Source organism: Massilia aerilata (assembly GCF_042656905.1).
GTDB lineage: Bacteria > Pseudomonadota > Gammaproteobacteria > Burkholderiales > Burkholderiaceae_D > Telluria > Telluria aerilata.
In genome coordinates, this window is sequence record NZ_JBHSMZ010000024.1 from 113,494 (window position 1) to 135,786 (window position 22,293).

Below are 22,293 nucleotides of genomic sequence, written 5' to 3' on the forward strand. Positions count from 1 at the left end.
CGTTCTTAAGCGGCGGAGACGCGGAAGCGCGACACCGAGTTTTTCAGCTCCTGCGCGAGAAGGGACAGCTCCTGGATCGACTGCGCGGTCTGCTGCGTGCCGTCCTGCGCCTGTCCGGTGATCGCAAGGATGTGCTGCATATTGTGCGCCACTCCGTTGGCGGACGTCGCCTGCATGCCGGTCGCGGTCGAAATCCCCTGGATCAGTTCCGCCAGGCGGTTCGACACGCGCGAGATGTCCGCCAGCGCGGCGCCGGCGGCGTCCGACAGGCGCGCGCCCTCGACCACGCCCTGGGTCGACTTTTCCATTGCGGCGACGGCGTCGTGGGTGTCGGTCTGGATGGTGCGCACCAGCGCGCCGATCTGCTTGGCGGCGTCGCCCGAGCGTTCCGCCAGGCGCTGCACCTCTTCCGCCACCACCGAGAAGCCGCGTCCGGCCTCGCCGGCGGACGCCGCCTGGATCGCCGCGTTCAGCGCCAGCACGTTGGTCTGCTCGGTAATGTCGGAGATCAGCTCGGTGATCTCGCCGATCTCCTGCGAGGATTCGCCCAGGCGCTTGATGCGCTTCGAGGTTTCCTGGATCTGCTCGCGGATCTCGCCCATGCCCTTGATCGCGTTCTGCACCGCGGTCGCGCCCTGCTCCGCCGCGGCCAGCGACTGGCGCGCCACCTCGGCCGATTCGTTGGCCGACTGCGACACCCCGGTGATCTCGCCCGCCATGCGCAGCATGGTCGAGGAAGTGTCCTGGATCTCGCGGGCCTGCTGGCCGGCCGCGACCAGCAGGTCGCTCGAAATCTTGTGCGCCTGGTTCGAGGCCTGGTTCACCTTGCCGGCGGTGTCGATGACGCGCACCACCAGGCCGCGCAGTTCCTCGACCGTGTAGTTGACCGAGTCGGCGATCGCGCCGGTGATGTCCTCGGACACGGTGGCGTAGACGGTCAGGTCGCCGTCGGCCACTTCCTGCAGTTCGTTCATCAGGCGCAGAATCGCGGCCTGGTTCTGGTCGTTGGTGGCCTTGGCCTCCTCTTCCTTGGCCTGGGACAGCAGGCGCATCGCTTCCGCTTCCTGGCGGCGCGCCTCGGCGCCGCGGGTGCGGTTGCGCGAGTCCTGCAGCATCACGCGCGAGATACTGCCGGCCATCGCCAGCGTGAAGATCGAGGACGCCACCAGCAGCCAGAACCACGGGCCCGAGCTGCCCTCGCCGAGACGGAAGTCGCCCTGCAGCGCCGACAGCTGGGCGCGCAGCTCTTCGTTGTCGCGGAAGATGCTCTGCTCGGCGGCCTTGGCGGCGGTCAGGTCGGACAGGTTGTCGAGGAAGGTGGAGACGATGGTCTGGCAGATGCCGAACTTCGACTGCACTTCGAGCAGCTTGTTGCGCAGTTCGGGATTGGACAGCTCGGCCAGGCCGAGCGCCTGGCTGCCGTTCAGCAGGCCGTCCACGGTGGCGCGGAAGGTGGCGCTGTCGCGGCCCATCTGGAATGCCGTCTCGGGGGTGATGCCGCCCGAAGTCAGGAATTCGCTGGCGCTGCGCGACAGGCGCTGGGTCAGCATCATCAGGCGGCCGAGCGCGGCCAGCTCGCGCGGACTGCCGCCTTTGGCAGTGCGCTCGGTCAGGATTTCCTCGGTCAGGGCCAGCATCTCCGGCGACAGGATGTCGAGCTGCTTCAGGCTCTTGTCGAAGCTGATCAGCTCGGGCTTCATCTTGAGGATGCTGGCGGCGGCGGCGTCCGAGACCTTCCACTTGGCGCCGACCTTGGCCAGCTGGCGCGCGGTGTCGCCGGCGGCGGCCGGGATGGCGTTGTTGTTGAAGACCCCGCCCTTGGCCAGCAGGTCGAGGTCGCGGCCCAGGGCCACGCGGCTGTCCTGCAGCTGGGTGAAGGCGTCCGGATTGCCCTGCATCGCGTTGGGCGCCGCCTTGCCGACGCGCTGCGAGTGCATCAGGGCTTCGCTCGCGATCTGGGTCTGGCTGGACGCCACCGCGCCGCTGCCGGCGTTGCGCCACAGCGAGAAGATGGTGAGCAGGATGCCGGCCGCGAAAGCGACCAGCAGGATCCGCAGCTGGCGCGGCAGCGACAGGTGGCCGATCAGCGGCAGGCGCAGGTCTTCGTCGGCGCCCGGCGCCGCGGCGGCGGCGGCGGCGGCGCGCTGCTTTCGGCCCGGCACGCCGCCAAGCCGCTCGGCGGCGTCGTCGGCCGAGTGCTGCGGCAGCGTGGCGTCGGCGGCGAGCGCCACGTCGGCGACCGCGGCGGCGGCCGTCGCCATGCCCGGCATCAGTCCGACCCCGAACTGGGTGTCGGGCGAGGCCAGCACGGTGGCGCCGTCGTCCTTGTTCTTGGAAAGAAAATTCACCGAGAGTTTAGATGCGAATCCCATGCCAGCTCCAGTCCGAACCTGTCGTTATATATATGTGTGTTAAAGGCCGACCTGCAGGAAGCGCTCGTCCTGCGCCAGCGCCGCCAGCGCCAGCGGCGTCCAGGCATTGCCGTCGGCGTCGATCAGGCGGCCGTCCCGCGGTGTCATGTCGGCGGCCTGGCGCAAGCCATGCACGCGCGCGGCCAGGAAGCCGCAAGGCATGCCCAGGCCGGGCGCGAAGGTCACCAGGCGTGCGGCGGAACCGGATACGGCCGGTACGCCGGCCGCGCCGTCTTGCAAACCAAAGAAACGCGCCAGGTCGACCACGCCGACCAGGCTGCCGCGGATGTTCGCCAGCCCCAGATACCAGGGCTGGGTGAGCGGCACGCCGGTCAGCGCCGGCACCGGCACGATCTCGCCGGCTTCGAGCAGGTCGAGCAGGTAGCGCTCGCCGCCGATCTCGACGCCCAGCTGGTGCGTGCGGGCGCCGCTGCCGGTGCGCGCGGCCTGCATGCGCTCGAGCAGCTCTTCCTGGTACTGGCGCAGGCGTGTGCGCCGGGCGGCGGGATCGAGGGTGGCCATGCTCAGTCGCCGAGGGTGGCGATCCTGGCCAGCAGCGCCTGCGCGTCGACCGGCTTGACGAAGTAATCCTTGGCGCCCTGGCGCATGCCCCAGATCCGGTCGGTTTCCTGGTTCTTGCTGCTGCAGATGATGATCGGCACCGAGGACAGCTCGGGGTCGCGCGAAATCGAGCGCGTGATCTGGAAGCCGTTCGCGCCCGGCATGACGACGTCCATCAGGATCAGCTGCGGACGGTCGGCGCGGATCTTGGCCAGCGCATCCTCGCCATTGTCCGCGGTGGTGACAGTAAAGCCGTTGCGCACCAGGATGTCGGTCAGGTAGTAGCGTTCGGTCGGGGAATCGTCGACGATCAGGATCTTTTGTATGGCCACGGTGGGCTCCGGAGTATTCATGCCGCGGCGGCCGTATGCTCACGCACGGCTGCCAGCAGGCTGTCTTTGGAAAACGGTTTGGTAAGGTAGGCGCTGGAGCCGACCATGGCGCCGCGCGCGCGGTCGAACAGGCCGTCCTTCGAGGACAGCATCAGGACCGGGGTCGCGTGGAATTTCGCGCTCTTCTTGATGAGCGCGCAGGTCTGGTAGCCGTCCAGGCGCGGCATCAGGATGTCGCAGAACACCAGCGCGGGCTGGTGGTCGCTGATCTTCGCCAGCGCATCGAAGCCGTCCTCGGCCAGCACCACCTGATACCCGGCCTGGGTCAGGAAGATTTCGGCGGAACGGCGGATCGTGCTGCTATCGTCGATCACCATGATCTTCAGGCCTGTCGCTTGGGTCGTCATATAAGTTTCACTTCAGCATGAACCTGCACGATAGCATAGGGCGCAAGGCTTGTGCGTGAAGTGTTGCTATACGTCAACTAGGTGAAAACCAAGGCGTTAATGTAGTGGCAAGAAGCTTGGCAAGAAGGCATCGCCAAAGCGGCAAATGCCCTGTTTTTGCTGATTAAAACGACAACTCAGATAGCGGTCATTTCAAAATCGTCCTTGCGCGCGCCGCATTCCGGGCAAGTCCAGTTCATCGGCACATCGGCCCAGCGGGTGCCGGGAGCGATACCGTCTTCCGGCGCGCCCGCGGCTTCGTCGTAGACCCAGCCACAAATCAAGCACATCCAGGTCTGATACACCTGCGTTTCATCACTCACGTCAAATCCTTGGTATTAAAAGTAGCCAGCGCATCAGGGGCGTCCTGGACCGTAGCGAGCGGAAGCCCGAGTGTTCGAGAAGCGCAGTAGGTCCAGGACGCCCCCATCTAGTAAAATGCAAAGGTAGGTATCTTAATCTAACGCTTGTGCAAAACCAACCGTCTCCACTCATCCTCACATTCGGCCCGGCCGATCCGGTCGGCGCGCTGGGCATCCAGTCCGACGTGGCCGTCTTCGCCATGCACGGCTGCCATGGCCTGTCGGTGGTGACCGGCCTGCTGGTGGCCGATTCCGCGCGGGTCGACCACATCCAGCCGGTCGAGTCCAGCAGCGTGGTCGAACAGGCCCGCATGCTGCTCGAGGACATGCCGATCGCCGGGATCAAGGTCGGCACCATGGCCAGCCTCGAACAGGTCGCGGCGATCGCCGAGATCGTCTCCGACTACGCCCAGGTGCCGCTGATCCTCGACCCCTTCACCACCGGCCTGCCCGACTGCGGCGTGCGCGACGACGACATGCTGACCCTGATCCACCAGCTGCTGGTGCCGCAGGCGCACGTGCTGATGATGTCGCAGCCCGAGCTGGCGCGTTTCGCCGATTGCTGGCGCGACCCGGGCTCGATCGCCACCGTGGCCGAGGACGTGGCCGATCTGACCGGCTTCGGCTGCGGCCACGTGCTGGTGACCGGCATCGGCGGCGGCGACGGCGTCCGCGCCGACAATCTCTACGATCCGGACGGCCTGGCCGTCAGCCTGTCCTGGCCGCAGCACCTTCCGGGACCCTTCGTCGGCGCCGGCAACACGCTGTCGGCCGCGCTCACGGCGCGCATGGCGCAGGGCCTGGACATCATCGAAGCCCTGGCCTATGCCCAGGACTATACTTTCGGCGCCCTGCAGCACGCCTGCCGTTTCGGCATGGGCCGGCTCATCCCCAACAAACTGTACAAGAAGAACAACCATGACTGACACCACATCGAAAAACGACACCCTGTTCGCGCGCGCCCAGCAGACCACCCCGGGCGGCGTGAATTCGCCGGTGCGCGCCTTCCGCTCGGTGGGCGGGACCCCGCGCTTCATCACCCGCGCCGAAGGCCCGTATTTCTGGGACGCGGACGGCAAGCGCTACATCGACTACATCGGCTCCTGGGGCCCGGCCATCGTCGGCCACGCCCATCCGAAAGTGGTGAAGGCGGTGCAGGACGCGGCCGCGCGCGGCCTGTCCTTCGGCGCCCCGACCGAAGGCGAGATCGAGATCGCCGAAGAACTCTGCCGCCTGGTGCCGTCGATCGAGCAGGTGCGCCTGGTCTCCTCCGGCACCGAAGCGACCATGAGCGCGCTGCGCCTGGCGCGCGGCGCCACCGGCCGCGACAAGATCGTCAAGTTCGAGGGCTGCTACCACGGCCACGCCGATTCGCTGCTGGTGAAGGCCGGTTCCGGCCTGCTCACCTTCGGCAACCCGACCTCGGCCGGCGTGCCGGAAGACTTCGTCAAGCACACCCTGGTCCTCGACTACAACAACGTCCCGCAGCTGGAAGACGCCTTCGCATCGATGGGCGACACGATCGCCTGCGTGATCGTGGAAGCGGTGGCCGGCAATATGAACCTGATCCGCGCGACGCCGGACTTCCTGCGCCGCATGCGCGAGCTGTGCACCGAATACGGCGCGGTCCTGATCTTCGACGAAGTGATGTCGGGCTTCCGCGTCGGCCTCGGCGGCGCCCAGGCCCTGTACGGCATCACCCCGGACCTGACCGCGCTGGGCAAGGTGATCGGCGGCGGCTTGCCGGTGGCGGCCTTCGGCGGCCGCGCCGACCTGATGCACAACATGGCGCCGATCGGCCCGGTCTACCAGGCCGGCACCCTGTCCGGCAACCCGGTGGCGGTGGCCGCCGGCATGACGACCCTGAAGCTGGTGCAGGAGCCGGGCTTCTACGAGAAGCTGGGCGCGCAGACCGCCAAGCTGGTCGAGGGCCTGACCGCCGCCGCGCAAGAAGCCGGGGTGGCCTTCTGCGGCGACGCCGTCGGCGGCATGTTCGGCATGTACTTCTCGAACCAGGTCCCGTCCACCTACGGCCAGATGATGGCCGGCGACAAGGAGCGCTTCAACCGCTTCTTCCACGGCATGCTGGACGAAGGCGTGTACTTCGCGCCGGCCATGTTCGAAGCCGGCTTCGTATCAAGCGCCCACGACGATGCGGTGATCGAGGAAACCGTCGCGGCTGCGCGACGCGTATTCGCGCGCATTGCTTAAGGCAGGCTTATTTGGCTTTTATTACACGGTGGGGACGCTGTAAAGCGTTTCTACCGTGATAAACTCCGCGCCGACCATGAACAGTCCCTCTAAAAACTTGCCCCACCCGGCGCGCTGACCTTTACATCGTTGGCCGCGCCCGTTTTCATTTGCGCAGGCCAGATATGAAGAAGCTCTACCGCCGTCTCACCGACCACGCCACCCTCAAGTCCCTGGGCCCCGGTCTCATTACCGGCGCGGCGGACGACGATCCATCCGGCATCGCCACCTACTCCCAGGCCGGCGCGCAATTCGGCTTCAACACCCTGTGGACCCTGGTCCTGACCTATCCCTTCATGGTCGGCATCCAGCTGGTGTCGGCCCGCATCGGCCGCGTCACCGGGCGCGGCCTCGCCGCCAACATCCGCCGCGCCTATTCGCCCTGGCTGCTGTACGCCGTGGTCGCCCTGCTGCTGGTCGCGAACGTGATCAACATCGCCGCCGACATCGCCGCGATGGGCGAAGCGCTGCGCCTGGTGACCGGCACCGGCTCGCAGCACATGTATTCGCTGGGCTTCGGCATCGTGTGCCTGGCCTTGCAGGTGTTCCTGCCCTACAGCACCTATGTGCGCTACCTGAAATGGCTGACCCTCGGCCTGCTGGCGTATGTCGCCACCGCCTTCGCCGTGCACATGCCCTGGACCGAAGTGGTGGCCCGCACCGTGTGGCCGCACTTCAGCTTCACCAGGGAGTCGGTGGCCCTGATCGTCGCCGTGTTCGGCACCACGATCAGCCCCTACCTGTTCTTCTGGCAGGCTTCGCAGGAAGTGGAGGAGATCCGCAACGACGCCGGCACGCGCGCGCTGCGCACCCGCCCGAAGGATGCGCGCGCCCAGATGAAGCGGATCAAGGCCGACACTCTGATCGGCATGGGCTTCTCGAACCTGGTCGCCTTCTTCATCATTCTCACCACCGCGGTGACGCTGGGCGCGCACGGCATCACCGACATCCAGTCGTCGTCCCAGGCCGCCGAGGCCCTGCGCCCGGTGGCCGGCGAATTCGCCTTCGTGCTGTTCGCGCTGGGGATCATCGGTACCGGCATGCTGGCGGTGCCGGTGCTGGCCGGCTCGGCGGCCTACGCCGTCACCGAGAGCTTCCGCTGGCGTAACGGCCTCGATCTGAAAGTGGTCGAGGCGCGCGAATTCTACGGCATCATCGCCCTGGCGACCCTGGGCGGCGTGCTGCTCGACTTCGCCCCGGTCGACCCGATCGCGGCGCTGGTGCTGTCGGCCCAGATCAACGGCGTGATCGCGGTGCCGATCATGGCCGTCATGATGATGCTGGCGCATAACCGCAAGATCATGGGCCAGTACACGCTGACCGCGCGCCATACCATCATCGGCTGGTTCGGCGTGGCCATCATGCTGGTGGCGGTGGTGGCGATGTTCGCGACGATGTGAGCCGCTTCTACAAACAGCCTTCCATATATTGCACCTGGGCCCAGCGGCCGGCGTAGACGTTCTCGATGCGGCCTTTTTTCGTCTCGAAGCGGATCGCGTTGGTGCCGCTGCGCCTGCGCGACCGTCATGCCGACCTTGAACGGGCCGAAGCCGTCCGGAGCGAACTGCCAGTCCGCAGGCCGCCGTGCTGCCGCCCCGGCGCCTGCTGCCAACGCCAGGCATGCCACGCCAAAACACCATCTGCCGCTGAGTTGCATGGTTTCCTTTCGATGAGCAGGCGCCGCGCCATCCCCCACGCGTGGGGCTGCAAATCGGCGGGCCGAATCACTACGATGCATGCACTACAGATCGATTCACGATCCATTCACACATCGTACGGGAAAATACCATGCAAACCACGCTCAACCCTGCCGCACCGGCATTCTCGCGCGCCGGCATCGTCTGGCTGAAACTGTCGGTCGTCTACCTCATCATCGGCGTCTCGATGGGCATCGCGATGGGCGCCAGCCAGAACTTCACGCTGCGCCCGGTGCACGCCCACGTCAACCTGCTGGGCTGGACCACGATGGCGCTGGCGGGCCTGATCTACAGCGTGTTCCCGAAGGCCGGCGAGAGCCGCCTGGCGCGCGCGCACTTCTGGCTCATGAACCTGGCGCTGCCGGTGATGATGGTGGCGCTGGGCCTGGTGCTGTTCGGCCGGATGGCGGTGGTGCCGGTGCTGGGCGCGGCGGAGATCGTCGCCGCGCTGGGGATCGTGACGTTTGCGGCCAATCTGTTCATCAATCTGAAGAACTGAGGCCTGGCGGCGCGGCTAGAAGCAGCCTTCCACCAGCTGGACTTCCTGCCAGCGGCCGCCGTAGATGCGGTCGATCCTGCCCTTGCCGGTCTGGAAGCGCAGGGCGTGGCCGCCGCTGGGACCAAGGGTCAGGTATTGTTCGCCGCCGGCGTATTTGTGGGGCGTTGCCGTCAGCCCCGGATAGGCCTGGCGTACTTTGCGCACGGCGTCGCCCGGCGCCGCGCCGCGCGTGGTGCGAATACCGGGCTTGTAGATGTCGACCCGCTGCAGCCTGCCGTCGACGAACATCAGCGAGACGCCGGGATGCCCCGGCAGCAGCATCTGGTCGCACTGCGGATTGCCTTGCGGCGGCGGGGTCGGCTTGAGGCGCTTGCCGGCGACGCGGCGGGCTTCGCTGAAACGCATGCCGATCTTCAGGGGGCCGAAGCCGTCCGGGCTCAGTTTCCAGGCGGGTGCGGCGGGCGTGGCGCCGGCGGCGGCCAGGCCGACAGCGAAAGCGGCCAGATGCCGCGTGATCGACGTTCGATTCATGCACTCTCCTTGTTGGGGCGAGTGCACAGCTTAACGCGAGGCCCGGCAGGGCCGGCGCGCATTTACTTCAACCAGCCGCGGTGGCGGAAGTACAGGAAGGGCGCGATCGCGCTGGTGACCATCAGGGCCAGCGACCAGCCGTAGCCGAAGCGCCAGTGCAGCTCCGGCAGGAACTCGAAGTTCATGCCGTAGACGCTGGCGATCAGGGTCGGCGGCAGGAAGGCGACCGAGGCCACCGAGAAGATCTTGATGATCTTGTTCTGGTTGATGTTGATGAAGCCGACGGTGGCGTCCATCAGGAAGTTGATCTTGTCGAAGAGGAAGGAGGTGTGGCCGTCCAGCGATTCGATGTCGCGCAGGATCTGGCGCGCCTCTTCGAACTGTTCCGAATTCAGCAGCCGGCCGCGCATCAGGAAGCTGACCGCGCGGCGGGTATCCATCATGTTGCGGCGGATGCGGCCGTTCAAGTCTTCCTCGTGGGCGATCGCATTCAGCGCGGCGGCCGCGTCCTGGTCGGTGAATTCCTTTTGCAGCACGCGCTGGCTGACCTCTTCCAGGCTCTCGTAGATGCCTTCGAGGGCGTCCGCCGAGTACTCGGCGTCGGTCGCGTACAGGTCGAGCAGCACGTCCATGTAGTCCTCGATCGAACCGGGACGCGAGCGCGCGCGCAGGCGCACCAGGCGGAACACCGGCAGGTCGTCGTTGTGGACCGAAAACAGGATTTTCTTGGCCAGGATGAACGCCACGGTGACGATGCGCGAAGGGCCCTCTTCCTCTTCGAGCAGGAAGTCGGTGCGCAGGTGCAGGTCGCCGTTTTCCGCCTCGTAGTAACGGGCCGAGGCCTCGATGTCCGACACTTCGTCCTCGCCCGGCAGGATCACGTCGTACATCGCCTTGACGACGGCGCGCTCTTCGTCGGTCGGGTCGGTCAGGTCGACCCAGACAGGCGTTACCTTCTCCAGATCGGCGCGCGAAGCGATCGCAACCTGGTTCAGTCGGCCATTTTGTAGGACAAATACGTTGATCATGCGCTGCTTTCTCGGCCGGGATTCGGAAACAGCGCAAGTGTACCCGTAAGCCCTGAGGCCGGCCACCCCGAAGGAAAGTTTTTTGCCGACCTGATAAACATCAAACCGGGGTCAGACCCCGAATTTTGGAAAGAGCCTTCAGGACATTTCCAAAAACCGGGGTCTGACCCCGGTTTGAGGCAGATCAGGGGAGATCGGCGGCGTTCATCCGGCGCTGGATCACGCCGGTGCGGCGGGACAGGTAGTTGGTCTGGCGGTGGGCGTCGTAGTAGCGCGGGTTGGGCAGCATGACGGCGAGGCGCGCGGCCTGGGCCGGGTCGAGCTTTGCCGCGCTGCTGCGGTAATAGTGGCGGGCGGCGGCTTCGGCGCCGAACACGCCGCGGCCGAATTCGACCACGTTCAGGTAGATTTCCAGGATGCGCTGCTTGCTCATCACCGTTTCCAGCATGTAGGCGATGACCAGTTCCTGGCCCTTGCGCAGGTAGTTGCGCGAGCCGGACAGGAACAGGTTCTTGGCAAGCTGCTGCGTGATGGTGGAACCGCCCCCGATCACCTTGTGGCGCTTGTTGTTGCGCTCCCAGGCTTTTTCCAGCGCCTCCCAGTCGACGCCGTCATGTTCGGTGAAATTCGCGTCTTCGGAGGCGATCACCGCGCGTTTCAGGTTGTTCGAGATGCGCTCGTAGGGCACCCAGACCTGCTCCAGCTTCGCGTTCGGGTTCCTTTCGCGCAGGCTCGAGAGCTGCGAGCGCATCATGCTGGTCGACGACGGGTTGAACTGGGTCCACCAGCAGACCATCGCGAAGAAGTACAGCTGCACCAGCAGCACGGCCAGCAGCGGCCCGAGGATGATCCACTTCAGCCAGCGGCGCCGGCCTTTGGCGCCGGTGGAAACCGCAGCCCGGCCGGCGGACGCCGCCATGCCCGCCTTGAGCGCTTTCGTCATGATTTCGATCGCATCTGTTCGAGGATGGCAGCGGTCTGCGGCCGCACCCCGCGCCAGATGGCGAAGGCTTCGGCGGCCTGCTCGACCAGCATGCCCAGGCCGTCGCGGGTGGTCGCGCCGTGGCTGGCGGCGAATGCCATGAACGGGCTCGGTTTGTTCCCGTACATCATATCCAATGCCAGCGTGTTCCGGCTGAACGCGGCGGCCGGCACCGGCGGCATCGAAGAAGACAAACTCGCCGAGGTCGCGTTGATCACGACGTCGAAGGCCGCGGCGATGTCGTCGAAGCCGCAAGCGGACACCTGGCCAGGATGCGCAGCCTGCGCCGCAAACTGCGCCACCAGCGCATCGGCGGTGGCGTGGGTGCGGTTGGCGATCACGATCGCCTGCGGAGCATGCTGCAGGATGGGCAGGATCACGCCGCGCGCCGCGCCGCCCGCGCCCAGCAGCAGCACGCGCTTGCCGCCAAGAGGCACGCCCGCATTGCGGACGATGTCGGCCACCAGGCCGGGGCCATCGGTGTTGTCGCCGACGATCTCGCCATTCTCGAAGCGCAGGGTGTTGACGGCGCCGGCCAGGCGCGCGCGTTCTTCCAAGCGCGTGGCGAGACTGGCCGCTTCCAGCTTGAAGGGCACCGTGACATTCGCGCCGCGATACCCGCGCTCGATCAGGCCGCGCACGGTCTCGGCAAAGCCGTCGAGCGGCGCGAGGACACGTTCATAGCTGATGTCCTGTCCCGTCTCGCTTGCGAAGGAAGCATGGATGTCCGGCGAGCGGCTATGGCCAATCGGGTTACCAATCACGCAATACTGATCGCTCATGCAGATTCAAGCTCCTTTTTCTTCGCGCAGTTCCGCCTGCAGCTTGCCTTCGCGGGTGAAGGTGAAGGTGGTGATGACGATCCACAGATCGTCCTTGTCGGTGGACCGCATATTGGCCGGGAATTTGCCGAAGGGCGCCGCACGGCGCACGATGCCCAGCGCGGCCTGGTCCAGCGCGCGGTTGCCGGAGCTGCGCTCGATGCGCGGCCCGCCTTCCTTTTCATAGATGCTGCCGTCCTGGAACACCGGGATGTACATCACCAGCTCGCCGTACAGCTTGCGGCCGTTCTGCTGCGGGAAGCTGAGCGTGCCGACTTCCTCCACCCGCTTTTGCAGGGCCTTGTAATAGATGGCGTAGCCGACCCCGCGCGTGCTGGGGCTGATGAAGGTCTTCTTGGGGCGCTTGTTCTGGTCCGAGATGCGCTGGGTGATCTCGGCGGTCTGGCGCGCGATGGCGCGGCTGGTTTCCAGCATGTCGGCGCCGTTGCGCGAGGGGTCCGGCTTGTCCTGCTCGGCGATCGGCGCCGCGTTGAAGCCGGAGACGCGGGTTTGGGTCAGCAGCTTCTGGCGCTGCTCGAGCTCGGCGATGCGGCGCTGCACGGCCTTGATGCTGTCGCCATCCTCGATCTTGCGCAGGTCCGGCAGCGGCGACTGGGCGCGGCCGGCGTCCGCATTGCCGCCGCCGTCCAGGTTGGACTGGGCCAGCGCCTCGGCCTTGACCGGGGCGCGCTCGTGTTTGGCGTTGACCAGGATGACTTCCAGCCCCGGATCGGTCGGCTGCAGGCGGAACGCGTCCGGCGCCGCAAAGCGGACTGCCAGCAGGGATGCGTGCGCCAGCACCGAGAAGGCGATGGCGATCATCATGGGACGGTTGTGTTGGAGGCTCTTCACGTGCTGCGGGATGGGACGGACACTATTCATTCTACCGTGCAAGGCCGCGACTTTGTTAGGCGTAATTGCCGCTGTTGTAGCGTGGGCACTCCGTGCCCACGCAAACGTTAACGATATGCAAACGCAGAACGTGGGCACATTGTGCCCACCCTACGCGGCGGGCACGTCGGTTTGCGTGGCTGGATCGGTCACGGTCACCGAACCCTCGGCTTCGGCCGCTTCCTCGGCCGCCGCCTCGCCGGTATCCGCGCTGGCGGAAGCGGCTTCCTCTTCCTCCTCGAATGCCAGTTCGGCCGCCGCTTCCGGCGTCGGTTCGGCCACCTCGAGCAGGCGGGCTTCCAGCGACAGGTCGACTTCGTCCCAACGCACGATGTCCATGCGCACCTGGGCGCCGCGCGCCACCTGCGGCATGCCCGGCAGGCGGATCACCAGCGGGATCTCGACCAGGCGCAGCACCTCGTCCTTCAGCACCACCGCATCGACCTGGCGCGCGTTTTCCTGGCCCAGCCAGCGCAGGCACCAGTAGCGCTCCATGTTCTGCTGGAACTCGTTGTAGGCCGCATAGGCCGCATCGAAGGCGGAGACGATCGAGAACAGGGTCGCGTCGCGCGGCTTGAACGGGGCCACCAGCGGTGCCGTCACGCCATGCTCGGCGCAGGCCAGGATCTGCCACTGGTTGACCAGGTCCGTATAGCGGCGCAGCGGCGAGGTGCTCCAGGCGTACTGGTCGACGCCCAGGCCCTGGTGCGGCGCCGCGTGGGTCACCATGCGGACCTGGATCTTGGCGTTCCAGCCGCCGGCGCCCGGACCTTGCGAGCGGTAGATGCCCGGCACACCCGAGTCGTGCAGCAGCTTGCCCCAGGTGCTGTTGGCGAAGATCATCAGCTCGGCCACGATCTTGTCCAGCGGCGCGCCACGCTTGCGGCGCACGATGGTGACGATGTCGTCCGTGACATAGAAGTTGAAGTCGACGCGGTTCGCCTGCTCCGGCTTCAGGCCGAAGGCTTCGCGCTTCTTCATGCGGCCCGCTTCCAGCTGCAGCGCCCACTGCCACAGCAGGCCCAGCTCGTCCTTGTGCGGGTAGTCGCCGCTGCCGTTGGCCAGCACCTCTTCGGTCACCAGGGCGTCGAGGTCGTTCAGGCGCAGGTTGGTCTTAATCGGCACGCGCTCGGCGCGGGTCTCGGTGGACAGCACCGACCAGTTCTCCGGGTTCAGGGTCGCGTACAGCGACAGCGCCGGGCAATCCCTGCCTTCGGCCAGGGTGAAGGCTTCCACCACTTCGTCCGGCAGCATGGTGATCTTATCGCCCGGCATATAGACGGTCGACATGCGCGCGCGCGCGATCTTGTCGAGGGCGTCGTCCGGACGGATGGCCAGGCCGGGCGCGGCGATGTGGATGCCGACCCGCACCAGGCCATCGGCCAGATGCTCGACCGAGAGGGCGTCGTCGATCTCGGTGGTGGTCACGTCGTCGATCGAGAAGGCCGCCACCCTGGCCAGCGGCAGGTCCGCCGGCGCGCCCGGCACCGTCACGGCCGGGAAGCCGGCGCCGCGCGGGAAGTGCTCGAACAGGAAGCGCGACATGTGCAGTTCCTTGGCCGAGGCGACGCCGCCCGTGCTCAGCATCAGGCGCTGGGCGGTGGTCTGCATGTCGCTGGCGGCCGTCTCCAGCGCCTTGAATTCGATGCTGTTCTTGTCCGGCTTGAACAGCAGTTGCTGCACCAGCGGCCGCATGACCTCCGGCAGATTGCCCGCCTTCAGTTCCTCGACATAGGCCGCCTGCACGATGGCCTGCTGTTTCTTCTTTTCGATGCCGGCCAGGGCCGCGCGCAGCGACTGTTCCGGCGCGGCCTTGTAGCGCCCGCGGCCTTTCTTGTAGAAATAGATGGGTGCGTTGTGCAGCGCCAGCACCAGGCCGGCGGCCTCGAAAGGCAGCGGCGCGTGGCCGAAGTATTCGGCGCCCAGTTCCGTGAACCCGAACTCGTCCTGGCCCGCGACTTCCCACAGGAATTCGAGGTCGACCTCGCCTGCTACCGCCTTGGCCTGCTCCAGCAGCTCGGCCGGGGACGGCTTGTCGAACTGCAGCAGCACATCGCGCGACTTGACCTTGGTGCGCTTCCCGCTCGGCATTTCGACCTGATAGGCCTCGCCCGCCTGCGACAGCACGGCGCCGACCTTGAAGTCGCCGGATTCTTCGAAAAAGACGTTCATTTCACTTCACATTCATATCTGAGTTGGCAGCAAGCTCCAGCACCGCGGGCAAGAATACCTCGGTGACCAGCAGCAGGCCTTGACGGCGGCGATAGACGCAGCGCCGCGCATAATAAGTCGCATTGGACCGCAGGCCATCGCCTTTCACCGCCGCCAGCACGCGCGTCAATAAAGGGTGGCCCGGGCGGATCCGGGCAAATTCGAGTTGGCCGCGCTGCACCCGCGGATCGTAAAACAGGGTCGTGCCGAGCGAGCGTTCGCCGAGCGCCGAGAACAGCGGCCAGTCCTGCGCCGTCGCGCTCATCGGCACCACGGTGTGGCCGAAGACCACCGGCTGGCCGTCGCAGCGCAGCAGCACTTCGCGCTCCCACACGCGCTGGGGCCGATGCAGGCCGATCGCCTCGGCTTCGTCCGCCAGGCACAGATTAGTCGCCTGGCGCAGCTTCTGCACGCGGAACTGGCGGCTGTGCGCGATCAGGCGCGCGGTCAGGGAGCCCGGTGTGGCAAGCCAGTCACGCATCGCGGCGGATGCGTGCACGCCGTCCGGATGCGCCAGCCAGCGCGCCCGGCGCAGCGAGGCCGGCCTCACGCGCCTTCCGATCCGGTGCAGAAGTCCAGCACCTCGTCGACGTATTGTTCGAATTCCGACACCGCGTGGTCGCCGCCCTGGATCACGTGCTGGCGCGCGCCCGCGTAGTGGACCACCATGTCGCGGTAGTCCAGCACTTCGTCGCCGGTGGCGGCCAGCAGGAAATAGCGTTCCGGGCGCGTGATGTGCGCCACCTTCAGGTCGGCGAGTTCGGCGATGTATTCCTGCTTGAACTCGAACGGTTCGTCCGAATGCCAGGCCGTGGTCACGCCGACGTGCTGCGCCAGGTTCTTCAGCGGATCGACGGAGGGGTTGATCAGCGCCGCGCGGCAGCCGAAGCGCTCGGCCAGCCAGGTCGCGTAAAAGCCGCCCAGCGAGGAGCCGACGATCGCCAGATTGTCCTGGTAACGGTCGACCAGGTTCAGCACCAGTTCCATCGCCGCCTTCGGCGAGGCCGGCAGCTGCGGGCAGATCAATGCATTCGCGCGGCCGCGCTGCGCCATGCGCTGGTGCACCACGCGCGCCTTGAAGGACTTCGGCGAGGACCGGAAGCCGTGCAAATAAAGCAGGTGCGGAGAACTCATTCCGCCAGCGCCTCCAGCAGCTTCTGGTGCACGCCGCCGAAGCCGCCGTTGCTCATCACCAGGATGTGGTCGCCCGGCTGGGCGGCCTGCACGACGGCCTGCACCATATAGTCGAGCTGGTCGAAGCTGTGCGCGATATTCCCCAGCGGCTTCAGGGCATCGGCCAGCGACCAGCCCAGCGCCTGCTGGCTGCCGAAGCCGAACACCAGGTCCGCATCCTTCAGGCTGCCCGGCAGCGCATCCTTCATGGCGCCCAGCTTCATGGTGTTCGAGCGCGGCTCGAGCACGGCCAGGATCCGTCCAGTGGTGCCGATCTTCTGGCGCAGGCCGCCGACGGTGGTGGCGATCGCGGTCGGGTGGTGGGCGAAGTCGTCGTAGACGGTCACGTCGCGCACCACGCCGCGCACTTCCATGCGCCGCTTGACGCTCTGGAAGCGGCCCAGTGCTTCGATGGCCTGGGCGGGCGGCACGCCGACATGGCGGGCGGCGGCGACCGCGGCCATCGCATTCATGCGGTTGTGGTGGCCGGTCAGGTCCCAGTGCACGGTGCCCTGCACCTCATTATTGAAGAGGACGTCGAAGCTGGAGCCGCCCGGATGTTCGACCAGGCTCCAGTCGGTGCCTTCGGATGCGCCGAAGGCTTCCTTTTCGCTCCAGCAACCGCGCTTGAGCACGCGGCTGAGCGAGGCTTCGTCGCCGTTCACGACCAGGCGTCCCACGCCGGGCACGGTGCGCACCAGGTGGTGGAACTGGGTTTCGATGGCGCCAATATCCGGGAAGATGTCGGCATGATCGTATTCCAGGTTGTTCAGCACCGCGGTCTTGGCGTGGTAGTGGACGAACTTGGAGCGCTTGTCGAAGAAGGCGGTGTCGTACTCGTCGGCTTCGATCACGAAGAAGTCGGAGTCGGAATCGCCCTGCAGGCGCGCCGAGATGCCGAAGTTCATCGGCACGCCGCCGATCAGGAAGCCCGGCGAATAGCCGGCATCGTCGAGGATCCAGGCCAGCATCGAGGTGGTCGTGGTCTTGCCGTGGGTGCCGGCGACGGCCAATACCCATTTATGACGCAAAATATGTTCCCCGATCCATTGCGGGCCAGACATATAAGCCAGGCCGCGGTTCAGGATTTCCTCGATCAGCGGGTTGCCTCGCGTCATCACGTTCCCGATCACGTAGAGGTCGGGATCGAGCGCCACCTGGTCGGGGCTGTAGCCCTGGATCAGTTCGATGCCCTGGGCTTCGAGCTGGGTGCTCATCGGCGGATAGACGTTGGCGTCGCACCCGGTGACGCGGTGGCCGGCTTCCTTGGCCAGGACTGCCAGGCCGCCCATGAAGGTGCCGCAAATACCGAGGATGTGAATATGCATGGTGATCGAGAAATTAGCGAATGCACGATTTTACCCGACGCGATGCCATTTTCCGTTCAAGAGTATGATCACGGACATGATGCCAATGCCAAATGACGACCTCCAAACATTGCGCGGACGTATTGCTGCCATTGCCGCGCGCATGATTGCCCAGGATGGCGCCGACTATGCCACCGCCAAGGCCAAGGCCGCACGCCAGGTGCTGGGCGTGGACCGTCCCTCCCCCAACTATCTGCCGGACAATATCCAGGTCGAAGACGAAGTGCGCCGCTACCAGTCCCTGTTCCAGGGACCGGCCCAGGCCGCGCGCCTGCAGGCGCTGCGCATCGCCGCGCTGGAAGTGATGGCACAGCTGGAAGAGTTCCGCCCCTACCTGACCGGCGCGGTCCTGAACGGCACCGCCGGCGAGCACGACGCCATCAACCTGCAGCTGTTCGCCGACAGCGCCAAGGAAGTCGAGATCTTCCTGCTGAACCGCAACGTCGACATCGACATCTCGGAAACGCCGCACTTCAAGGGCGGCCGCCACGAGCCGGTCGAAACCGTCAGCTTCCAGTGGAAGAAGGAGACGGTGCACGCCGAACTATATGAAATGAACGACTTGCGCGGCGCCTTGAAACCGCGCGCCGATGGCCGCCTGCAGCGCGTCGACGCCGCCGGCCTGCGTTCCCTGATGATCACCGACGAAACCCTGGAACAAGATGAATAAAAAGAATCTGGTCGGCTACGCCATTGTGGCGGCCGCTTTCGCCGTGTTCGGCGCCATCGCCGCCGTCAAGACCGAGCCCAAGGGGCCATTGACGACCAGCTATGCACCCACCGATGGCCGCCCGCACACCGCGGTCAGCAATCTGTACGCGCAGTCGCTTAACGACCTGGCCGGCAAGCCGCAATCGCTGGGCCAGTGGAAGGGCAAGCCGCTGCTGGTGAATTTCTGGGCATCGTGGTGCGCGCCCTGCGTGCAGGAGATGCCGGAATTATCCGAACTGGCAGCCAAGGACGGCGGCAAGCATTTCAATGTGATCGGGATCGGCATCGATTCGCCGGCGAACCTGAATGAATTCGTGAAGAAGACGAAAGTTGCTTACCCGCTTTATGTGGGTGGCATGAGCGGGACCGATCTGTCGCGCGAACTCGGCAATACCCATGGCGGTCTACCGTTCACGGTCCTGATCGGCCCGGACGGCCAGGTACGCAAGACTTATCTGGGACGGCTGAAATTCGAGGAATTGCGCGCAGATCTGGGCAAGCTGTAAGAAACAGGGCAAGACAGCGAACGGTCGTTCACTTATATTCCTGGCGCTTTATATCGCTTGCCAACATACAATGTTGGCGGCAAAATGCCTGTCTTTCGGGCAAACAGACGGTTTATCATGGCGAAAAAGCTACTGCTGCTCAATGGCCCCAATCTGAATTTATTGGGGACGCGGGAGCCTGCGGTGTACGGCGCTACCACGCTGGCCGACATCGAGCAGGCTGCCAATGCCCAGGCAGCAGGCGCTGGTGCAAGCATTGCTTGCTTCCAGAGCAACCATGAAGGCGCGCTGATCGACCGTATCCATGCGGCGCGGCAGGAAGGGGTGGACGCGATCGTCATCAACCCGGGCGGACTCACCCACACCAGCGTCGCCTTGCGCGATGCGCTGGCGGCAGTGGAGATTCCGTTCGTGGAAGTACACCTCTCTAATATTTATAAGCGTGAGGAGTTCCGGCACCACTCGTTTTTGTCTGCGATCGCGCAAGGCACGATTTGTGGACTGGGAGCCGATGGCTATCGTTTTGCCATCGACTTTGCGCTCAAAGAGCGTTAATCTACGTCAACTTCACGCATCCTGTGCGGACGCGCGCCAACCACCTGACGCACCGCATACTCAACAACAAATAATTCCAAGGGGTTTCACATGGATCTACGAAAACTCAAGACATTGATCGACCTCGTCGCCGAATCGGACATCGCTGAACTCGAAGTGACCGAAGGCGAAAGCAAGGTTCGCATCGTCAAGTCCTCCGCAATCCCGCAGAATCAGGTGATGATGGTTCCGCAGCAAGGCGTGCAGCAATACTCGGCGCCGGCCGTCGCCGGCGCACCGGCCCCGGCCGCTGCCCCTGCTCCGGCAGCGCCGGTCGAGACCGGCCACGTGGTCAAGTCGCCGATGGTCGGCACCTTCTACCGCTCGTCGGCCCCGGGCGCCCCGGCCTTCGTCGAAGTCGGCGCCAGCGTGAAGGAAGGCGACACCCTGTGCATCATCGAAGCGATGAAGCTCCTGAACGAAATCGATGCCGACCTCTCCGGTACCGTCACCAAGATCCTGGTGGAAAACGGCCAGCCCGTCGAATTCGGCCAGCCGCTGTTCGTGATCGGCTAATATCAAAAATCAGGGCCGTCTTCACGCAAGACGGCCCCTGAAGCTATTTCCTCCTGTTGTATCCGGCATCGCCGGCACTCACAGAAACACCGCATACCATGTTTGAAAAAATTCTAATCGCCAATCGTGGTGAAATCGCGCTGCGTATCCAGCGCGCCTGCCGCGAGATGGGCATCAAGACGGTCGTCGTGCACTCCGAAGCCGACAAGGACGCCAAGTACGTGAAACTGGCCGACGAGTCCGTCTGCATCGGCCCAGCACAGTCGGCGCAGAGCTACCTGAGCATGCCGGCGATCATCAGCGCGGCCGAAGTGACCGACGCCGAAGCGATCCACCCGGGCTACGGCTTCCTGTCGGAAAACGCCGACTTCGCCGAACGCGTCGAAAAATCGGGCTTCGTCTTCATCGGCCCGCGCCCGGAATCGATCCGCATGATGGGTGACAAGGTGTCGGCCAAGCAGGCGATGATCCGTGCCGGCGTGCCCTGCGTGCCGGGTTCGGAAGGCGCCCTGCCGGACGATCCGAAGGAAATCATCCAGACTGCGCGCAAGATCGGGTATCCGGTCATCATCAAGGCCGCCGGCGGCGGCGGCGGCCGCGGCATGCGCGTCGTGCACACCGAGGCAGCCCTGCTGTCCGCCGTGCAGATGACCAAGACCGAAGCCGGTACTGCCTTCGGCAATCCCGAAGTCTATATGGAGAAGTACCTGGAGAATCCGCGCCACGTGGAAATCCAGGTGCTGGCCGACGAGCACAAGCAGGCCGTCTGGCTGGGCGAACGCGACTGCTCGATGCAGCGCCGCCACCAGAAGGTGATCGAGGAAGCGCCGGCGCCGGGCATCCCGCGCAAGACCATCGAGAAGATCGGTGAACGCTGCGCCGAAGCCTGCCGCAAGATCGGCTACCGCGGCGCCGGCACCTTCGAATTCCTGTACGAAAACGGCGAGTTCTACTTCATCGAGATGAACACCCGCGTCCAGGTCGAGCACCCGGTCACCGAGATGATCACCGGGATCGACATCGTCCAGGAACAGATCCGCATCGCCTGCGGCGAGCGCCTGCGCTTCAAGCAGCGCGACATCATGCTGTCGGGCCACGCGATCGAGTGCCGCATCAACGCCGAAGACCCGTTCAAGTTCACCCCGTCGCCGGGCCGCATCACCGGCTGGCACCCGCCGGGCGGCCCCGGCATCCGCGTCGATTCGCACGCCTACGCCGGCTACTACGTGCCGCCGCACTACGATTCGATGGTGGGTAAAGTCATCGCCTATGGCGCCACGCGTGACCAGGCGATCCGCCGCATGCAGATCGCGTTGTCGGAAATGGTGGTCGAGGGTATCCTGACGAATATCCCGCTGCACCGCGAACTGATGGTCGACGCCCGCTTCATCGAGGGCGGCACCAACATCCACTACCTCGAGCAGAAGCTGGCCCACAAGCCGGACCTGCCGAAGGGTGGCGCGATCGGTTCGAAATCCGAGAGCAAAGGCGAAGCATGAGCTGGACTGAAGTCATCATCGAGATCGCGCGCGAGCACGCCGAGGGCCTGTCCGACGCCCTGATGGAAGCGGGCGCGCTGTCGGTCTCGGTCGAAGACGCCGACGAAGGCACCGAAGACGAAAAGCCGCTGTTCGGCGAACCGGGCATGGTGCCGACCGAGGCCGCGTGGGACCACAGCCGCGTGGTCGCGCTGACCGACGTCGACGCGGACCAGGCGGCGATCGTGGCCGAAGCTGCTGCCGCCATCGGCATCGCGCAAGCGCCTGCCTTCACTACCCGGCCGGTCGCTGACGCCGACTGGGTGCGCCTGACCCAGTCGCAGTTCGAGCCCATCCACATCGGCAAGAACATCTGGGTCGTGCCGAGCTGGCACGAAGCGCCGGACCCGAACGGCCTGATCCTGGAAGTCGATCCGGGCCTGGCTTTCGGCACCGGCAGCCACCCGACCACCCGCCTGTGCATGGAATGGCTCGAAGCCCACCCTGCCCCGGGCAAGTCGGTGCTGGACTACGGCTGCGGCTCGGGCATCCTGGCGATGGTGGCGAAAAAGCTCGGCGCTGCCGACGTGATCGGCGTCGACATCGATCCGCAGGCGATCGAATCGGCGAAGTTGAACGCGGAACGCAATCATTGCGAGATCGCCTTCCACGTGCCGGACGACTTCGTCGCGGCGAAGGGCGGCGACAGTCATTTCGACATCGTGGTCGCCAACATCCTGTCGAGCCCCCTGAAACTGATGGCGCCAATGCTGTCCGGCCGCGTCGCCCCAGGTGGTTCGCTGATCCTGTCCGGCGTGCTGGCGCGCCAGGCGGAGGAAGTGGCCGCGGCCTACGCCCCCTTCATCAAGCTGAGCGTCTGGGCCGAGCTGGACGGCTGGGTCGCTCTCCACGGCACGAATTAAGGG

The 22,293-nt window shown here is 65.6% G+C and carries 24 protein-coding genes; 10 read left to right on the forward strand and 14 right to left on the reverse strand.

The features are described from left to right. Positions 1–5 precede the first annotated feature (5 nt). From ACFPO9_RS23945 to ACFPO9_RS23965, 5 genes are all read right to left on the reverse strand, one after another. The gene (locus tag ACFPO9_RS23945) at positions 6–2,372 is read right to left on the reverse strand and encodes a methyl-accepting chemotaxis protein (RefSeq protein WP_379775891.1); all 2,367 of its coding nucleotides are present in this window, start codon (positions 2,370–2,372) and stop codon (positions 6–8) included. A 39-nt stretch (positions 2,373–2,411) separates the two neighbouring features. Beyond that, entirely contained in the window at positions 2,412–2,933 is a 522-nt protein-coding gene (locus ACFPO9_RS23950; protein ID WP_379775894.1) for a chemotaxis protein CheW, read from the reverse strand. Between the two features lie 2 nt (positions 2,934–2,935). After that, on the reverse strand, positions 2,936–3,304 hold the full coding sequence (locus ACFPO9_RS23955; protein WP_379775896.1) for a response regulator: 369 nt from the start codon (positions 3,302–3,304) through the stop codon (positions 2,936–2,938). Between the two features lie 17 nt (positions 3,305–3,321). Further along, positions 3,322–3,711: a response regulator gene (locus ACFPO9_RS23960; RefSeq protein ID WP_379775899.1), complete on the reverse strand. Its 390-nt coding sequence runs from the start codon at positions 3,709–3,711 to the stop codon at positions 3,322–3,324. A 176-nt stretch (positions 3,712–3,887) separates the two neighbouring features. Beyond that, positions 3,888–4,040 carry a rubredoxin gene (locus tag ACFPO9_RS23965; RefSeq protein ID WP_036170087.1) on the reverse strand — a complete coding sequence of 51 codons (153 nt, stop codon included), beginning with the start codon at positions 4,038–4,040 and terminating at the stop codon, positions 3,888–3,890. 179 nt (positions 4,041–4,219) lie between these two features. On the opposite strand from ACFPO9_RS23965, the gene thiD reads away from it, so the two are divergent. From thiD to ACFPO9_RS23985, 4 genes are all read left to right on the forward strand, one after another. Continuing rightward, positions 4,220–5,038 (forward strand): bifunctional hydroxymethylpyrimidine kinase/phosphomethylpyrimidine kinase, encoded by an 819-nt coding sequence (gene thiD, locus ACFPO9_RS23970; RefSeq protein WP_379775902.1) that lies wholly within the window; start codon positions 4,220–4,222, stop codon positions 5,036–5,038. After that, positions 5,031–6,323: a glutamate-1-semialdehyde 2,1-aminomutase gene (gene hemL, locus ACFPO9_RS23975; RefSeq protein ID WP_379775905.1), complete on the forward strand. Its 1,293-nt coding sequence runs from the start codon at positions 5,031–5,033 to the stop codon at positions 6,321–6,323. The genes thiD and hemL overlap by 8 nt, the downstream gene beginning before the upstream one ends. Before the next feature lie 164 nt (positions 6,324–6,487). Beyond that, the gene (locus ACFPO9_RS23980) at positions 6,488–7,762 is read left to right on the forward strand and encodes an NRAMP family divalent metal transporter (RefSeq protein WP_379775909.1); all 1,275 of its coding nucleotides are present in this window, start codon (positions 6,488–6,490) and stop codon (positions 7,760–7,762) included. A gap of 388 nt (positions 7,763–8,150) precedes the next feature. Next, positions 8,151–8,558 (forward strand): hypothetical protein, encoded by a 408-nt coding sequence (locus tag ACFPO9_RS23985; protein WP_379775912.1) that lies wholly within the window; start codon positions 8,151–8,153, stop codon positions 8,556–8,558. Positions 8,559–8,573: 15 nt separating this feature from the next. On the opposite strand, the gene ACFPO9_RS23990 is transcribed toward ACFPO9_RS23985, so the two are convergent. The 9 genes from ACFPO9_RS23990 to mpl all read right to left on the reverse strand — a co-directional run bounded on the left by ACFPO9_RS23990 (position 8,574) and on the right by mpl (position 17,523). Further along, positions 8,574–9,089: a hypothetical protein gene (locus ACFPO9_RS23990; RefSeq protein WP_379775914.1), complete on the reverse strand. Its 516-nt coding sequence runs from the start codon at positions 9,087–9,089 to the stop codon at positions 8,574–8,576. 62 nt (positions 9,090–9,151) lie between these two features. Then, the gene (gene corA / locus ACFPO9_RS23995; RefSeq protein ID WP_379775917.1) at positions 9,152–10,117 is read right to left on the reverse strand and encodes a magnesium/cobalt transporter CorA; all 966 of its coding nucleotides are present in this window, start codon (positions 10,115–10,117) and stop codon (positions 9,152–9,154) included. A 184-nt stretch (positions 10,118–10,301) separates the two neighbouring features. After that, positions 10,302–11,036, reverse strand: coding sequence for a monofunctional biosynthetic peptidoglycan transglycosylase (mtgA, locus tag ACFPO9_RS24000; RefSeq protein WP_379776557.1), 735 nt, complete (start codon positions 11,034–11,036; stop codon positions 10,302–10,304). A 20-nt stretch (positions 11,037–11,056) separates the two neighbouring features. After that, positions 11,057–11,881, reverse strand: a complete 825-nt coding sequence (gene aroE / locus ACFPO9_RS24005; RefSeq protein ID WP_379775920.1) for a shikimate dehydrogenase — start codon at positions 11,879–11,881, stop codon at positions 11,057–11,059. A gap of 6 nt (positions 11,882–11,887) precedes the next feature. Continuing rightward, positions 11,888–12,802, reverse strand: coding sequence for a TonB C-terminal domain-containing protein (locus ACFPO9_RS24010; RefSeq protein WP_379775923.1), 915 nt, complete (start codon positions 12,800–12,802; stop codon positions 11,888–11,890). Positions 12,803–12,922: 120 nt separating this feature from the next. Continuing rightward, complete coding sequence (locus tag ACFPO9_RS24015; RefSeq protein ID WP_379775927.1) at positions 12,923–14,983, reverse strand: ribonuclease catalytic domain-containing protein; 2,061 nt, start codon at positions 14,981–14,983, stop codon at positions 12,923–12,925. 1 nt (position 14,984) lies between these two features. Further along, positions 14,985–15,572, reverse strand: coding sequence for a chorismate--pyruvate lyase family protein (locus ACFPO9_RS24020; protein ID WP_379775930.1), 588 nt, complete (start codon positions 15,570–15,572; stop codon positions 14,985–14,987). Then, the gene (locus ACFPO9_RS24025; protein WP_379775933.1) at positions 15,569–16,156 is read right to left on the reverse strand and encodes a YqiA/YcfP family alpha/beta fold hydrolase; all 588 of its coding nucleotides are present in this window, start codon (positions 16,154–16,156) and stop codon (positions 15,569–15,571) included. The genes ACFPO9_RS24020 and ACFPO9_RS24025 overlap by 4 nt, the downstream gene beginning before the upstream one ends. Continuing rightward, positions 16,153–17,523 carry a UDP-N-acetylmuramate:L-alanyl-gamma-D-glutamyl-meso-diaminopimelate ligase gene (gene mpl, locus ACFPO9_RS24030; RefSeq protein WP_379775936.1) on the reverse strand — a complete coding sequence of 457 codons (1,371 nt, stop codon included), beginning with the start codon at positions 17,521–17,523 and terminating at the stop codon, positions 16,153–16,155. Before mpl ends, ACFPO9_RS24025 begins: the two co-directional genes overlap by 4 nt. Positions 17,524–17,599: 76 nt before the next feature. On the opposite strand from mpl, the gene ACFPO9_RS24035 reads away from it, so the two are divergent. The 6 genes from ACFPO9_RS24035 to prmA all read left to right on the forward strand — a co-directional run bounded on the left by ACFPO9_RS24035 (position 17,600) and on the right by prmA (position 22,290). Next, positions 17,600–18,232 (forward strand): hypothetical protein, encoded by a 633-nt coding sequence (locus ACFPO9_RS24035; protein WP_379775938.1) that lies wholly within the window; start codon positions 17,600–17,602, stop codon positions 18,230–18,232. Beyond that, on the forward strand, positions 18,225–18,779 hold the full coding sequence (locus ACFPO9_RS24040; protein ID WP_379775940.1) for a TlpA family protein disulfide reductase: 555 nt from the start codon (positions 18,225–18,227) through the stop codon (positions 18,777–18,779). The genes ACFPO9_RS24035 and ACFPO9_RS24040 overlap by 8 nt, the downstream gene beginning before the upstream one ends. 117 nt (positions 18,780–18,896) lie before the next feature. Next, on the forward strand, positions 18,897–19,334 hold the full coding sequence (aroQ, locus tag ACFPO9_RS24045) for a type II 3-dehydroquinate dehydratase (protein WP_379775943.1): 438 nt from the start codon (positions 18,897–18,899) through the stop codon (positions 19,332–19,334). A gap of 90 nt (positions 19,335–19,424) precedes the next feature. Further along, positions 19,425–19,889 carry an acetyl-CoA carboxylase biotin carboxyl carrier protein gene (gene accB / locus ACFPO9_RS24050; protein WP_379775946.1) on the forward strand — a complete coding sequence of 155 codons (465 nt, stop codon included), beginning with the start codon at positions 19,425–19,427 and terminating at the stop codon, positions 19,887–19,889. 98 nt (positions 19,890–19,987) lie between these two features. Then, positions 19,988–21,388, forward strand: a complete 1,401-nt coding sequence (gene accC, locus ACFPO9_RS24055; protein ID WP_379775949.1) for an acetyl-CoA carboxylase biotin carboxylase subunit — start codon at positions 19,988–19,990, stop codon at positions 21,386–21,388. After that, a complete protein-coding gene (gene prmA, locus ACFPO9_RS24060; RefSeq protein ID WP_379775952.1) occupies positions 21,385–22,290 on the forward strand; it encodes a 50S ribosomal protein L11 methyltransferase in 906 nt (301 codons plus the stop codon). The genes accC and prmA overlap by 4 nt, the downstream gene beginning before the upstream one ends. Positions 22,291–22,293: the final 3 nt, after the last annotated feature.

Excerpts from the sequence above, each read along its gene's own strand:
- ACFPO9_RS23945 (WP_379775891.1), bottom strand. The coding sequence starts at position 2,372 with ATGGGATTCGCATCTAAACTCTCGGTGAATTTTCTTTCCAAGAACAAG.
- ACFPO9_RS23950 (WP_379775894.1), bottom strand. The coding sequence starts at position 2,933 with ATGGCCACCCTCGATCCCGCCGCCCGGCGCACACGCCTGCGCCAGTAC.
- ACFPO9_RS23960 (WP_379775899.1), bottom strand. The coding sequence starts at position 3,711 with ATGACGACCCAAGCGACAGGCCTGAAGATCATGGTGATCGACGATAGC.
- ACFPO9_RS23965 (WP_036170087.1), bottom strand. The coding sequence starts at position 4,040 with ATGTGCTTGATTTGTGGCTGGGTCTACGACGAAGCCGCGGGCGCGCCG.
- hemL (WP_379775905.1), top strand. The coding sequence starts at position 5,031 with ATGACTGACACCACATCGAAAAACGACACCCTGTTCGCGCGCGCCCAG.
- ACFPO9_RS23980 (WP_379775909.1), top strand. The coding sequence starts at position 6,488 with ATGAAGAAGCTCTACCGCCGTCTCACCGACCACGCCACCCTCAAGTCC.
- ACFPO9_RS23985 (WP_379775912.1), top strand. The coding sequence starts at position 8,151 with ATGCAAACCACGCTCAACCCTGCCGCACCGGCATTCTCGCGCGCCGGC.
- ACFPO9_RS23990 (WP_379775914.1), bottom strand. The coding sequence starts at position 9,089 with ATGAATCGAACGTCGATCACGCGGCATCTGGCCGCTTTCGCTGTCGGC.
- corA (WP_379775917.1), bottom strand. The coding sequence starts at position 10,117 with ATGATCAACGTATTTGTCCTACAAAATGGCCGACTGAACCAGGTTGCG.
- mtgA (WP_379776557.1), bottom strand. The coding sequence starts at position 11,036 with ATGGCGGCGTCCGCCGGCCGGGCTGCGGTTTCCACCGGCGCCAAAGGC.
- aroE (WP_379775920.1), bottom strand. The coding sequence starts at position 11,881 with ATGAGCGATCAGTATTGCGTGATTGGTAACCCGATTGGCCATAGCCGC.
- ACFPO9_RS24010 (WP_379775923.1), bottom strand. The coding sequence starts at position 12,802 with ATGAATAGTGTCCGTCCCATCCCGCAGCACGTGAAGAGCCTCCAACAC.
- ACFPO9_RS24015 (WP_379775927.1), bottom strand. The coding sequence starts at position 14,983 with ATGAACGTCTTTTTCGAAGAATCCGGCGACTTCAAGGTCGGCGCCGTG.
- ACFPO9_RS24025 (WP_379775933.1), bottom strand. The coding sequence starts at position 16,156 with ATGAGTTCTCCGCACCTGCTTTATTTGCACGGCTTCCGGTCCTCGCCG.
- mpl (WP_379775936.1), bottom strand. The coding sequence starts at position 17,523 with ATGCATATTCACATCCTCGGTATTTGCGGCACCTTCATGGGCGGCCTG.
- ACFPO9_RS24035 (WP_379775938.1), top strand. The coding sequence starts at position 17,600 with ATGATGCCAATGCCAAATGACGACCTCCAAACATTGCGCGGACGTATT.
- ACFPO9_RS24040 (WP_379775940.1), top strand. The coding sequence starts at position 18,225 with ATGAATAAAAAGAATCTGGTCGGCTACGCCATTGTGGCGGCCGCTTTC.
- aroQ (WP_379775943.1), top strand. The coding sequence starts at position 18,897 with ATGGCGAAAAAGCTACTGCTGCTCAATGGCCCCAATCTGAATTTATTG.
- accB (WP_379775946.1), top strand. The coding sequence starts at position 19,425 with ATGGATCTACGAAAACTCAAGACATTGATCGACCTCGTCGCCGAATCG.
- accC (WP_379775949.1), top strand. The coding sequence starts at position 19,988 with ATGTTTGAAAAAATTCTAATCGCCAATCGTGGTGAAATCGCGCTGCGT.
- prmA (WP_379775952.1), top strand. The coding sequence starts at position 21,385 with ATGAGCTGGACTGAAGTCATCATCGAGATCGCGCGCGAGCACGCCGAG.